The sequence below is a fragment of the Cohnella caldifontis genome, from assembly GCF_029360585.1.
In the GTDB taxonomy this organism is placed as follows: Bacteria; Bacillota; Bacilli; order Paenibacillales; family Paenibacillaceae; genus Cohnella; species Cohnella caldifontis.
Map to the genome: position 1 here is coordinate 23008 of NZ_JAQZSJ010000016.1, position 12938 is coordinate 35945.

At 60.6% G+C, this 12938-nt stretch carries 9 protein-coding genes, 1 pseudogene and 1 other annotated feature; of the genes and pseudogenes, 7 read left to right on the forward strand and 3 right to left on the reverse strand.

The annotated features are described in order from the left end of the window. Positions 1-7 precede the first annotated feature (7 nt). The 3 genes from PTZ19_RS19090 to PTZ19_RS19100 all read left to right on the forward strand — a co-directional run bounded on the left by PTZ19_RS19090 (position 8) and on the right by PTZ19_RS19100 (position 4147). Positions 8-1795: an acyl-CoA dehydrogenase family protein gene (locus tag PTZ19_RS19090; RefSeq protein WP_276356749.1), complete on the forward strand. Its 1788-nt coding sequence runs from the start codon at positions 8-10 to the stop codon at positions 1793-1795. Positions 1796-1833: 38 nt separating this feature from the next. After that, on the forward strand, positions 1834-3513 hold the full coding sequence (locus PTZ19_RS19095; protein ID WP_276356750.1) for an AMP-binding protein: 1680 nt from the start codon (positions 1834-1836) through the stop codon (positions 3511-3513). A gap of 226 nt (positions 3514-3739) precedes the next feature. Continuing rightward, the gene (locus PTZ19_RS19100; protein WP_276356751.1) at positions 3740-4147 is read left to right on the forward strand and encodes a PaaI family thioesterase; all 408 of its coding nucleotides are present in this window, start codon (positions 3740-3742) and stop codon (positions 4145-4147) included. 560 nt (positions 4148-4707) lie between these two features. Here the strand turns inward: PTZ19_RS19100 and asd are convergent. The 3 genes from asd to PTZ19_RS19115 all read right to left on the reverse strand — a co-directional run bounded on the left by asd (position 4708) and on the right by PTZ19_RS19115 (position 8441). Continuing rightward, a complete protein-coding gene (gene asd, locus PTZ19_RS19105; RefSeq protein ID WP_276356753.1) occupies positions 4708-5793 on the reverse strand; it encodes an aspartate-semialdehyde dehydrogenase in 1086 nt (361 codons plus the stop codon). A gap of 86 nt (positions 5794-5879) precedes the next feature. Beyond that, positions 5880-6141: a binding site (T-box leader), on the reverse strand. 94 nt (positions 6142-6235) lie between these two features. Continuing rightward, positions 6236-6835 carry an acyl-CoA-like ligand-binding transcription factor gene (locus tag PTZ19_RS19110; RefSeq protein WP_276356754.1) on the reverse strand — a complete coding sequence of 200 codons (600 nt, stop codon included), beginning with the start codon at positions 6833-6835 and terminating at the stop codon, positions 6236-6238. A 76-nt stretch (positions 6836-6911) separates the two neighbouring features. Further along, positions 6912-8441: a DHA2 family efflux MFS transporter permease subunit gene (locus tag PTZ19_RS19115; RefSeq protein ID WP_276356755.1), complete on the reverse strand. Its 1530-nt coding sequence runs from the start codon at positions 8439-8441 to the stop codon at positions 6912-6914. 788 nt (positions 8442-9229) lie between these two features. Here PTZ19_RS19115 and rpoD point away from each other — a divergent pair. The 4 genes and pseudogenes from rpoD to PTZ19_RS19135 form a co-directional block, all read left to right on the forward strand. Beyond that, positions 9230-10153 (forward strand): annotated as a pseudogene (gene rpoD, locus PTZ19_RS19120) (RNA polymerase sigma factor RpoD); the annotation flags it as partial. A 3-nt stretch (positions 10154-10156) separates the two neighbouring features. Then, complete coding sequence (gene rbsK, locus PTZ19_RS19125) at positions 10157-11068, forward strand: ribokinase (protein WP_276356757.1); 912 nt, start codon at positions 10157-10159, stop codon at positions 11066-11068. A 158-nt stretch (positions 11069-11226) separates the two neighbouring features. Beyond that, positions 11227-11664, forward strand: a complete 438-nt coding sequence (locus PTZ19_RS19130; protein WP_276356758.1) for a DUF1641 domain-containing protein — start codon at positions 11227-11229, stop codon at positions 11662-11664. A 16-nt stretch (positions 11665-11680) separates the two neighbouring features. Continuing rightward, positions 11681-12859 carry an NAD(P)/FAD-dependent oxidoreductase gene (locus PTZ19_RS19135; protein WP_276356759.1) on the forward strand — a complete coding sequence of 393 codons (1179 nt, stop codon included), beginning with the start codon at positions 11681-11683 and terminating at the stop codon, positions 12857-12859. Positions 12860-12938 lie beyond the last annotated feature (79 nt).

The window sequence follows — 12938 nt, forward strand, 5'->3', positions numbered from 1 at the left end:
ATTCGCGATGGGCAAGGCGACGGCAACCGGCAAAATCCTGGGCGGCAGCTTCATCCTCGAGGACATCGACAGCTCCCGGATCGTCACGCCGGAAGATTTTACCGAGGAACACCGCATGATCGCGCAGACGACGGAAGACTTCGTCGAGGCGGAGATCGTGCCGCACGACGAGGTGATCGAGAAGCTGAACTACGAGCTGACGGTGGAGAAGCTGCGCAAAGCCGGCGAGACCGGCCTGCTCGGCGCCGACGTGCCGGAAGCGTACGGCGGCCTCGGCCTCGACAAGATCAGCTCCACGCTGATCAGCGAGCGCATGACGAAGGCGTCCTCGTTCGCTCTCTCGGCAGGCGCCCACGTCGGCATCGGCACGCTTCCGATCGTCTATTTCGGCACCGAAGAGCAGAAGCGCAAATACCTCCCGCAGCTCGCGACCGGGGAGAAGCTGGCGGCCTACTGCCTGACCGAGCCGTCTTCCGGCTCCGACGCGCAAGGCGCCAAGACGACGGCGACCCCGACGGAAGACGGCCGGTTCTACGTTCTGAACGGAACGAAGCAGTTCATTACGAATGCGGGATTCGCGGACGTGTTTATCGTGTACACCAAGGTGAACGGCACCGATTTCAGCACGTTCATCGTGGAGCGGACGATGCCCGGCGTCAGCGTTGGGCCGGAGGAGAAAAAGATGGGCATCAAGGGCTCGTCCACCCGCCCGCTCATTCTCGAAGACGTCCGGGTGCCGGCCGAAAACCTGCTGTGGGAGGTCGGCAAAGGGCACCTCATCGCCTTCAACATCCTCAACATCGGCCGCTTCAAGCTGGCCGCAGGCTGCCTCGGCGCCTCCAAGAACGCCATCGAGCTTTCGTCGAAGTACGCCAACCAGCGCGCGCAGTTCGGCCGTCCGATCTCCTCGTTCCCGCTGATCGGCAAGAAGCTGGCCGAGATGAACGTCCGGACTTACGCGCTGGAGAGCATGGTATACCGCACGGCGGGGCTTTTCGACGAAGGGCTGGCGGAGGTCGATCCCGCGGCGGACAACGTCGGCTTGCAGGCCGCCAAGGCGATCGCCGAGTACCAGCTGGAATGCTCGATCAACAAGGTGTTCGGCTCCGAGACGCTCGACTTCGTCGCGGACGAAGGCGTGCAGATCCACGGGGGTTACGGCTATATCCAGGACTACAAAATCGAACGGATTTACCGGGACTCGCGCATCAACCGCATTTTCGAAGGCACGAACGAAATCAATCGCCTGCTCATTCCGGGAGCGCTGATCAAGCGCGCCATGAAAGGCGAGCTGCCGCTTCTAGAGAAGGCGATGTCGTTGCAATCCGAACTCCTGGAGCTGATCCCGGGGCAGACGTTCGAGGGCGTGCTGGAGCAGGAAACGCACCTAACGGGCATGGCCAAGAAAATTTTCCTGATGGTCGGCGCCGGGGCCGTGCAGAAATACCAGCTCAAGCTGGAGCGGGAACAAGAAATCCTGGCGCGCCTCGCCGACATGATGATCGCCGTGTTCGCGATGGAGAGCGCGCTGCTGCGGACCCGCAAGCTCATCGGGAAGGGAGGGGGAGAGAAAGCGAGCCATGCGATCGACATGACGGCGGTGTTCGTCCACGAAGAATTCGAGCGCGTCGAGTCGTGGGCCAAGGAGGCGCTTTCGGCGATGGAGGAAGGAGACCTGCTGCGGACCCAGTTGTCCGTCTTGAAGAAGCTGACCCGGAGGACGCCGATCGATACCGTCGCGCTCAAACGGAAAATCGCGGCCAAAGTGATCGAAGCGGAGAAGTACGTCGTGTGACCGGTTTTACACACTGTGGGTAGAATGGGGTGACCGCCATGCCGAGTCAACCTTGGCTCCGCCACTACCCCGCGGAAGTTCCCCCGACCTACCGGTACCCGAAACGCAACCTGGCATCGTTTCTCATCGACTCCGCGGAGGCTTATCCGAATCGGACGGCCCTCGAATTCATGGGGAAAAAAATCTCCTACTCCTCGCTGCTGCGTTCGGCGCGCCGCTTCGCGAACGCCCTGCTCCGGCTGGGCATTCGCAAAGGCGACCGCGTCGCCGTCATGCTGCCGAATTGCCCGCAAGCCGTTATCGCCTATTACGGCACGCTCATGATGGGCGGAGTCGTCGTGATGACGAATCCGCTCTACGTGCCGCGCGAGCTGGAGCACCAGCTGGCGGACGCGGACGTCCGCGCGATCGTGACGCTGGACGCGCTGCTTAAGCGCGTCCGTGACGCGACGGCAGAGCGCCCGCTCGAACGCGTCATCGTCACCTCCGTCGCGGACTACTTGCCTTTTCCCCTCAACCTCCTCTATGGCCTCAAGCAAAGAAGAGAAGGAACGGCCGTAAACGTATCCTACGACGACAAAGTCCGCTCTTTTCGCGAGTTGCTGGCCGTATCCGGCGAGGATCCCGTCGAGGTCCATATGGACCCCGAGCGCGAACTGGCCCTCCTTCAATACACCGGCGGGACGACGGGTTTGGCCAAAGGGGTGATGCTGACCCATGCCAATCTGGTCGCGAACACGATCCAGAGCCGCCTGTGGTGCCATAAAGCCGGGCAGGCCAAGGAGAGGTATTTGGCCGCGCTGCCTTTCTTTCACGTGTTCGGGCTCACTTGCCTGCTGAACCTGGGGATCTACACCGCCGGCACGTTGATCCTGGTGCCCCGGTTCGAAATCGATCGGGTGCTGGACACGATCCGGAAGCGGAAGCCGACCGTATTCCCGGGCGCCCCGACGATGTATATCGCGGTCATCAACCATCCGCGAATCTCGCGCTTCAACCTCTCGTCCATCGAGATGTGCATCAGCGGGGCGGCGCCGCTGCCGCTTCACGTGCAGGAGCGTTTCGAAGCGTTGACGGGCGGCCGGTTGATCGAAGGTTACGGATTGACCGAAGCCTCTCCGGTGACGCATGCCAACAACATTTGGGGGAAACGCAAACACGGCTCCATCGGCATTCCGTTCCCCGACACGGATGCCCGCATCGTCAAGCCGGGCACGTTCGAGGACGCGGAGCCGGGCGAAATCGGCGAGCTTGCGGTACGCGGTCCGCAGGTGATGCAAGGGTATTGGAAGCGGCCGGAAGAGACCGCCAAAATCCTGCAAGACGGCTGGCTGCTGACCGGAGATCTGGGGCGGATGGACGAAGACGGCTTTTTCTATATTTTGGACCGGAGCAAAGACTTGATCATCGCCGGGGGCTACAACGTTTACCCGCGGGAAGTGGAGGAAGTGCTCTACGGGCACCCGGACGTGGAGGAAGCCGCCGTGGCCGGCATCGCCGACCCGTACCGGGGCGAGACGGTCAAGGCCTATATCGTGCTGAAACCCGGCGCCGACGCGACCGCGGACGATCTGAAAATCTGGTGCAAGGAGCGGCTGGCGGCTTACAAAGTCCCGAAGCTGTACGAAATCCGCGACAAGCTTCCGAAGACGATGGCCGGCAAAGTCTTGCGCCGCAAGTTAATCGAGGAAGAATCGGAGCAAGCCCCCAAGACGTAAGGCAGGGCTGCGGAGAGAAAGGTGGGCTTCACCGATGGAGAGGGAGAAACCGTCTGAAAGGCTAGAAATCCCTAAAGAGCCGGGACAATCCGGCAACCCCCTGCAATCCGCAAACGACCAACAGTCGTCAAATCGCGATGGATCCGCAGATTCCCAACAATCGTCACCTCCCGATCAATCGGCAAACTCTCAACAATCAGCGGAAATCGAACCCGCGGCTATTCCTTTGGCGGAACGATTGGCGGTGTGGGGAGCGGCGGCCGAGCCGACCTTCTGGGGTTACCTCGGCTGCAAGGTCGAGTCGGCGGACGAACGGCAGGTGACCGTTGCGCTGGAGATTCAGCCCCATCACCTGAATATGATCGGCATCCTTCACGGAGGCGTTCATGCGACGTTGATCGATTCGGCGATGGGCCTGATCGCGATGATCGCCAGACCGACGGATAAGGTCGTGACGACCAACCTGAACCTGCATTATGCCGCGCCGATCTCGATAGGGCGCATCCTCGTCGTCGCGGAGCCGGTTCACGCGTCCCGCAAGACGATCCACGCCCAGGCGAGCGTGCGGACGGAGAGCGGGGAGCTGCTCGCCTTCGGCACGGGGACGTTCCGGGTGATCGAACGGAAAAACTGAGCGGGAGCGCCTGCCGCCGACTGCCGCAGATGAGGATGAGGGATGCGTTGAAACGAAAAAAAGCCGCCGGCGCGGCTTTTTTTTGAAATATCACTGCCATGAAGATTTGGGGATATCCCCATGCGACTTCAACCTGTTATGGGGGGAGGTAAAATTGAGAAGGAGAATCGTTGGTGAAGCGCAAAGTGTACCTCTCAAAGGGAGGGCTAAGGGCTAAAATGCAGTTATTTTTTCTATTTCTCTCAAAATGAGATGACTAAAGGCCAATATACAATTCGCAGCGCTCGTCTCGGCGAAAAAATAAAGGATTGGCCTAGAATAAATGCATTCCGGCTCTTAGCTCGCCCCAAAAGGGGCAGAATGAGAGGACTAGTTGTATTTAAGCTCTTAGCGAGCACCCTTGCTTCATAAGGACGAGGGTGTCGTTTTACTTGTCTGCAGGTATACCCGCAAATCATAGAGGTTACAGCAATCGCCAACGCCGCTCGAATCCTGTAACCGTGATTTCAGAGGTTGCAGCGTCGAGGGCGGCGATCCGAATCGTCCAGCGGCGGCTGTCGTCATTTCGCCTGGATGTATTTCTCCGCCGTCAGCAGCTCGGCGATGAGGACGGCGCCGCCCGCCGCGCCGCGCAGCGTATTGTGCGACAGCCCGACGAATTTGTAATCGAACAGCGTATCCTCGCGCAGCCGGCCGACCGCCACGCCCATGCCGCGCTCCGTGTCGCGGTCGAGCTTCGTCTGGGGCCGGTTTTCTTCTTCGAAATAGGTCAGGAACCGCTTCGGCGCGCTGGGCAGCCCGAGCTGCTGCGGCCGTCCTTCGAATTCCCGCCAGCGCCGCAAAATTTCTTCCTTCTCCGGCTTGTTCCCGAACGAGACGAACACCGCGGCCAAATGTCCGTCCGATACCGGGACGCGGATGCATTGCGTCGTGATCAGCGGGCCGGCGGCTTTCACGATTTCGCCGTTGTCCACGCGGCCCCAGATCCGCAGCGGCTCCTGCTCGCTTTTTTCCTCCTCGCCGCCGATATACGGAATGACGTTGTCGGTCATTTCGGGCCAATCGGCGAACGTTTTGCCGGCTCCGGAAATCGCCTGGTACGTCGTAACCGCCACGTTCGTCGGTCCGAATTCGAGCAGCGCGTGAAGGGCAGGCACGTAGCTTTGGATCGAGCAATTAGGCTTGACGGCGATGAAACCCGTCGGGGTGCCGAGCCGTTTTCTTTGCGCCGCGATCACGTCGAGATGGTTCGGGTTGATTTCCGGAATGACCATCGGCACGTCGGGCGTCCAGCGGTGGGCCGAGTTGTTGGACACGACGGGCGTGCCCGTTTTGGCGTAAGCTTCTTCCAACGCCTGGATCTCGCTCTTGCTCATGTCGACGGCGCAAAACACGAAATCGACGCCGTCCGTTACCCGATCGATTTTCGAAGCGTCCTGTACGACGATGTTCTTCACCGCTTCCGGAACGGTGCCGTCTAATTTCCACCGGCCTTGCACCGCTTCCTCGTAGGTTTTGCCCGCCGAACCGGCGCTTGCCGCGATCGAAGCCACCTCGAACCAGGGATGGCGGTCCAGCAGCTGCACGAACCGCTGGCCGACCATGCCCGTTCCTCCTACGATCCCGACTTTCAGTTTCCGCGTCATGATGATTCCCCTCCCTAAAATTGCAGGAAATCGCGTTGCGTCATTTCCTGTTCAATAAAAAAAATCCCGCCGCCCAAGACATTGGTCTTGGGGACGAGATTGGACTCGCGGTACCACCCCGGATTCGCCGATATGTCGCCATATCCGCCTCATCAAGTACGGCATTGCCGCGCAATGCATGTACTTCGGCCCTGTAACAGGAGCCCCCTGTCGCGCCATCCCCGATCGCTTCGGTTCCGGCGCGCTGCTCCGAGTCTTTTTTCAATAAAGCATTCTTTGCTCCTTCCCAGCCGCCGGAGCTCTCTGTGAAAGAATCGCTCTATTTACTCGTCTCTTCATCGCATGTCGCTTTGCGAATTATCGTAACAGAGTCTAAGGGCGCGGTAAAGGGATTTGTGAAAATTGGGCGTCGATACCGGTTGTCATGCGCAACGGGGGACGCTCACAAGGGCATGCCCGCTTCCAGATGCGCGAGCGCCCGGTCGAACAGCTCGATATGATCTTCGTCCGGATGGGAGAAGGAATAATGCTGAACCGATAAAAACGCCCCGATGATCGCGCCCGCGAAATTCAGCACGTACAAGTCTTCCGGGGAGCGGCCGGTTCGTTCGGCCAGCAGGTCGGCGATCATTTTCATCGTGTTCATCGTTTGGTTTAAAGAAGCGGCGCGGATTTCGGGCACGGTCAAGGTAAGCGCCATCCGTTCCCTTACGGAGTCCCGGATTTCTTCCGGGATATGGGCAAATCCGGTTTTGACGGCACTTCGGAACGCCTGCAAAGGACTAAGTTCCGGAGGCTGCTCCCGGAACGCCTCGGCCAGCAGCGGATCGAAATCGTCCTCGAGCACGACCGCTTCCTTGGTCGGAAAGTACCGGAAAAACGTGCTGGGCGAGATCTCGGCGGCATCGGCGATCTGTTCGATCGTCGTTTCGTGATATCCCTGCTCGCGGAACAACCGAAGCGCATGCTGCTGGATCGTTTCGCGCGTTTTGATTTTTTTGCGTTCCCGCAGCCCGAGCTTGGGCGGATTGTTGTCCGTCACATAGAGTCCTCCCGCCGCTGGTCGTCGTAACCGTTCTGATCTCAGTTTACCGATTTCGGCGGGATCGGACAACCTTTTAGAGCGGCTCGGCCGGCGCGGCGGCTTGCGGCCGGTCGTGAGTCGTACCGGCGGAACGTCCGGGTAGGAACAGCAGGGCGAGAACCAAGCCCAGCAAGGCGATGCCTCCGGACACCCAGAGCAGCAGGCTCATGCCGTGCAGGAAAGCATGATGGACTTGGGCGAGCAGTTCGTCCGAACCGATTTGGCGGGAGGCGGCAACGCCGGCGGAAACGCCGCGGCGGACGGCCGATGCGACGGCATCCGGCAGGTCGGCTATATGCAGCTCGCCGCGGTAGCCGCGATTCAGCGCGGAGCCGAGCAACGCGACGCCGACCGTTCCACCGACTTGCCGGAAAGCCATGATAAGCGCCGATCCCGTTCCGCTTCTTTCGGCGGACAGTTGATTGAGCGCCGATGCCATGGCCGCGGGCAGGGACAGCCCCAACCCGATGCCGGCGACGACGATCCAAAACGCGATAAAGCCGTACCCGCTGTCGATTCCGGTAGCGGTGCCGATCATAAGGCCCGCGGCCAGAAAGACGAAGCCGGCCGCGACGGTGAGTTTGGCGCCCGCGGCGGACATGAGGCGGTCGGAGGCTCTCGCCCCCAGCATCAACCCCCCGATCAGCGGCAACAGGCGGAGGCCGGTCGCGAACGAATCGACGCCGGATATCGCCTGAAAGTACTGAGGCAGCGCGAACAGCAGTCCGAAAATGGCGAAAGAAACGAGCGTGGCTAACGCGGCTCCCCATGTGAAGCCGCGGGATCGGAACAACGACATTTCGATCAGCGCGTGGCGGTATCGTTTTTGCCAGACGAGGAAGCAGACGAGCAGAACGGCGCCTGCGGCAACGCTCCACAAGGCGGCGGCTTCGTCCCAACCGCGTTCGCCTGCCCGAATGACGCCGTAGGTCAGGGCGGTCAGACCGAGGCTGGAAGCCAGCGCGCCGGCAGCGTCCAGCCGGGGGCGGTCCGGCCGGCGCGATTCGGGCATCAGCCAAGCGACCGCGCAGATCGCGATGACGACGAGCGGCAGGTTCAGGAGGAAGACGGATCCCCAATCGTAATGCTTCAGGAGCCAGCCGCCGACGATCGGGCCGAGCGGGATGCCGAGCATGTTGGCCATGGCCCAGACCATCATCGCCCGGGTCCGTTCTTCTTCCCGGAACAGGACGGGCAGCACGGACATGGAGAGCGGGATCAGGAAAGCCGCGCCGAGTCCGAGGAAAGCCCGCATCAGGATCAGCATGCCGGAGGAATCCGAATACGCGCAGGCTGCCGAAGCGGCTCCGAACAGGACAAGCGCGATCAGGAGCCATTTTTTGCGGCCATAACGGTCGCCCAGCATGCCGGCCGGAAGCAGCGCGGCGGCAAGCGCCAGATTGTAGGCGTCGGCGAACCATTGCAGCTCGCCGGTGGAAGCCTGCAGATCGGCGGCCAGGGTCGGAAGCGCCACGTTCAGCACCGTCATGTCCAGGCCGACGGCCATCAGACCGAAGCTCAGCGCGGCCAGCACCCACCATCTTCGGTTTTGGGCGTTTTTCATGGATAATCCCACCTTCGTGATTTGGATAATGACAGTATATTTAAAATGATAGTTAGTGTCAAAATAAATTTAGTGTCAAAATGTGCCGAGCCTGGATGTCACATAAATGGAACGCAAAAATACGGCCGACCCATTCCGGAAGAATTGTCAGATGCCGATCGTTACGGACACCACGGCCGTTATGGAGCAGTTTTCGACGTTTTACACATCGTAACGGACACCGCGGACCTTAACCGCTCCATTTCGCGGCTAGCCAGCGGTATTTTTGTTAAATAAGCGCAAACGTGTCCGTTAGAATATGGTAAGTCGAGGAATGCCCCCGATAACGTCCGCTGAGTCCCTTAGCCGGATGGCGGCCGAGTTTTTCGACCTTGCATGGGGATTGGTTGTTCGCCGAAAAAAAGCTCCGCCTCCGCCTCTCTCTGCGAGCCGGATCAAGAGCGCTCAGCAAAATAATGCGATGATGGAGCGGGCAAGCAGAGGGGTGAGAGGGCTGCAAACACGATATTTGTGGCCGGAGTGGACGAATGATGGGGTACGCGGGCTGCGGGAATGCGAGAAGAGGAGGATAAGCGGGGCAGAAAAAAACAACCCCCTGCACGAAAGATTCGGCCTGTCGACCGCATCCTTGCAGGGGGCTTGTACGTATATAAAAAAATAGTTGAGTTTCCTTATGAAACGTGGTAGAATGAGATTCGCTCAATTTATATTTATTCATAATATCACAGTACAACGTACTTGTCAATGGCGGTTTGCAAAGGGAATTTGCAAAGGGGAGCTGCAGGATGGAAGACAAGGATCGGCTATCGCTGGAAAACCATAAATCGGCTGAGCAGGAGATGACGTACGATCCCCAGGATCTCTCGCTGCCGCCCGGGGTGGATACGAACGACCCGGTGCGCATGTATCTGAAGGAAATCGGCCGGACGCCGCTGCTTTCCACGGAGGAAGAGATCGAACTGGCCCGCCGGATCGCCGCAGGGGACGAAGAGGCGCGCCGGAAGCTGACGGAGGCCAACCTCCGGCTGGTCGTCAGCATCGCCCGCAAGTACGCCGGCCGGGGCATGCTTTTCCTCGATTTGATCCAGGAAGGCAATCTCGGGCTGATGAAAGCCGTCGAGAAGTTCGATTACGAAAAAGGATTCAAATTCAGCACGTACGCGACTTGGTGGATCCGCCAGGCGATCACCCGGGCGATCGCGGACCAGGCGCGGACGATCCGGATTCCCGTGCACATGGTCGAAACGATCAACAAGCTGATCCGGGTGTCCCGGCAGCTGCTGCAGGAACTGGGCCGGGAGCCGACGCCGGAGGAAATCGCCGAGAAAATGGAGCTGACGGTGGACCGGGTGCTGGAGATCCAGAAAATTTCGCAGGAGCCGGTGTCCATGGAGACGCCGATCGGCGAGGAGAGCGATTCCCACTTGGGGGACTTCATCGAAGATCCCGACGCTTCGGCGCCGGAAGACGCCGCGGCTTACGAGATGCTGCGCGAACAGATGAAGGATATCCTGGACACGCTCACGGACCGGGAGGAGAACGTGCTGCGCCTGCGTTTCGGCCTGGACGACGGCCGGACCCGGACGCTGGAGGAAGTAGGCAAGGTGTTCGGCGTTACCCGGGAGCGGATTCGCCAGATCGAGGCGAAAGCACTCCGGAAACTTCGCCATCCGAGCCGCAGCAAACGGCTGAAGGATTTCCTGGAGGACTGACGGATGAAGCTCATTGTCGTCGGCAGCGCCAATATGGACATGGTGATGACGACGGAAAGGGTGCCGGAAGCGGGGGAGACGCTGCACGGGACCGGGTTTTTCCTCTCTCCCGGGGGCAAAGGAGCCAATCAAGCCGTCGCCGGCGCCAAAATGGGAGCCCCGACATGGCTGCTCGGCAAAGTCGGGGACGACATCTTCGGGCAATCCATCTCTGCGAATCTCGCCCGTCACGGCGTGTCTACGGATTACCTGACGGCCGAGCCCGGCGTGTCGAGCGGGGTGGCGGCCATTACGGTATGCGGCGGCAATAACCGGATCATCTTGGCGGGCGGCGCCAACGACAAGGTTACGCCGGAATACGTCGACGGCTTCCGGGAGGAAATCCTCTCCGCCTCGGCCGTCATGCTGCAGCTGGAAATTCCGCTGCCCGCGGTTTATCGCGCGGTCGAGCTGGCGAAAGGACGGACGCCGGTATTCCTGAATCCCGCGCCGGCCGTTCCGATCGACGATTCCGTGCTGGACGGGGTGGATTACTTCACGCCGAACGAAATCGAAGCCCGCTTTTACACGGGGATCCAGATCCGCGGCACGGAAGAAGCGTTCGCGGCATTGGACCGGCTGAGAGCCAAAGGCATCCGTTTTCCGCTGATCACGCTTGGAGACAAAGGCGTCGCATATTTCAACGGCAGCCGAAACGTGCACAAGATGAGCCTGCCGGCGGAAGTCGTGGACACGACGGCCGCAGGAGATACGTTTTCCGGCACGCTCGCGGCGATGATCGTCGCGGGCAAACCGATGGACGAGGCCGTCGATATCGCCCAACGGGCGGCGGCGATCGCCGTCACCCGGCCGGGCGCGCAGGACTCGATTCCCGTGCTGGCGGAAGTTTTGGGGGAAAACCCGCCGCGGGGTTGATGAAAATCGAAACGCTGTTTCCTTCGGATAGACGAGGGGAGACAGCGTTTTTTTCTTGCCAACTGAGTTTTTTTCTTAATTTTCCGAAAAGTCATTGACAGCCCTCCTTCTTCCGTGTTACTTTGTGAAAAAAATTACAAACTAAGGAGTGGAGAGCCATGTTCGAAGCCATCGGGAGAGAAACGCCGGACGCGGCACCGTTCGCCGAAGCGGATTTGTTACGGGATCGCCTCGCCCAGCCCGAGGTCCGGGAAGCCTTGCGCGCGCTGCTCGATCGTTTGCCGCAGTTGACCGAGATGGCCGTTCAGGTATCCGATGCGTATGCGAAGATCCGCGACGTCGTGACCGACCCGGTTTTCGCCGCGGATTTGAAGAACGGATTCGAGGAATTCGCCGCCCCGGTCAAAGAGAAGGCCAAAGAACTGGCCTCCGCGGCGATCGAAGCCCAAGAACGGGCGAACGCGGATACCCGCACGATCGGGCTGTTCGGTCTGCTCCGGATGCTGCGGGATCCGCAGGCGCAGAAAGCGTTCCGTTTCGCCAAGGCATTGCTCGCGACGTTGAACGATAAAGACGCCGGCCGCATGCGGGCCTGAAGGGGAGGAGACCGAGATGAACAGACGCGTAGTGATATTGGGCGCGGGATACGGCGGATTGCTGACCGCGCTGACGATACGGAAGCATTTGCGGGCCGAAGAAGCTCCGATCACGCTCGTGAACCGCGTGCCGACCCATCAACTCGTCACCGAGCTGCATCGCCTGACGGCGGGCAACATCCGGGAGCAGGCATTAGCTCTGCCGCTGGAGAAGCTGCTGAAAGGGAAGGGGGTCGATCTGCGGATCGGCGGCGTGGAAAGCATCGAGCCCGATCTCAAACGCGTACGGCTGACGGAGGGTTCGGTGTTGGCGTATGACACATTGGTCGTCGCGTTGGGCAGCGAGACGGCGTTTTTCGGCATCCCCGGTCTCCGGGAGAACAGCTTTACGCTTAAATCGGTAGAGGACGCCAAGCGGATTCGGGAGCATATCGAAGAGAAATTGGATTCGTTCGCCCGCGGCGGAAGGGAAGCGGACGCTTCGATCGTAGTCGGCGGAGGCGGTTTGACCGGCATCGAAACGGTCGGGGAGCTGGCGGATGAACTGCCCGCATGGTGCCGCGGCCGGGGGATCGAACCGGGGAGCATCCGCCTGTACAACGTGGAAGCTTCTTCTTCGATTTTGCCCGGATTTCCTTCGGAGCTGGTCGCTCGCGCTCAAAGCAGCCTGGAGAACAGGGGCGTCCGCTTCCGCATCGGGCAGCCGATTACGGCCGTGGAGGGGTCGACGGTCCGACTGGGCGACGGGAGCGCGATCGAAGCCGGCACTTTGATCTGGTGCGGAGGCGTTCAAGGCCATCCCGTCGTGACGGCATCGGGAATCGAGTTGGTTCGCGGAAGAGCCGCCGTAACGGCCGATTTGCGATCCGTGTCGCATCCGGACATCTTCGTCGCGGGCGACAGCGCGGCCGTCATCGGCGAGGATGGACGGCCGTATCCGCCGTCCGCCCAACTCGCTTGGCAGATGGGAGAGACCGTAGGCTATAACGTTTTCGCGTCCTATCGGGGGGCCGACCTCCAGCCTTTCCGTCCGGTGTTCTCGGGCACGCTGGCGAGCCTCGGCCGGAAAGACGGCGTCGCCGTCGTCGGGGCGCGGCTTACGCCGCTGAAAGGTTTTGCCGCGACGGCCATGAAGGAAGCGAGCAATCTCCGTTATTTATCGCATATCAAAGGCTTGTTTGCTTTGGCGTATTGATTACGCGCCAAGCCGCTTCCTGACGATGCCCCGGCCGGCGTCATCCACCGGCGGCCGGCCGGGAGCGTCAATGCCCTGG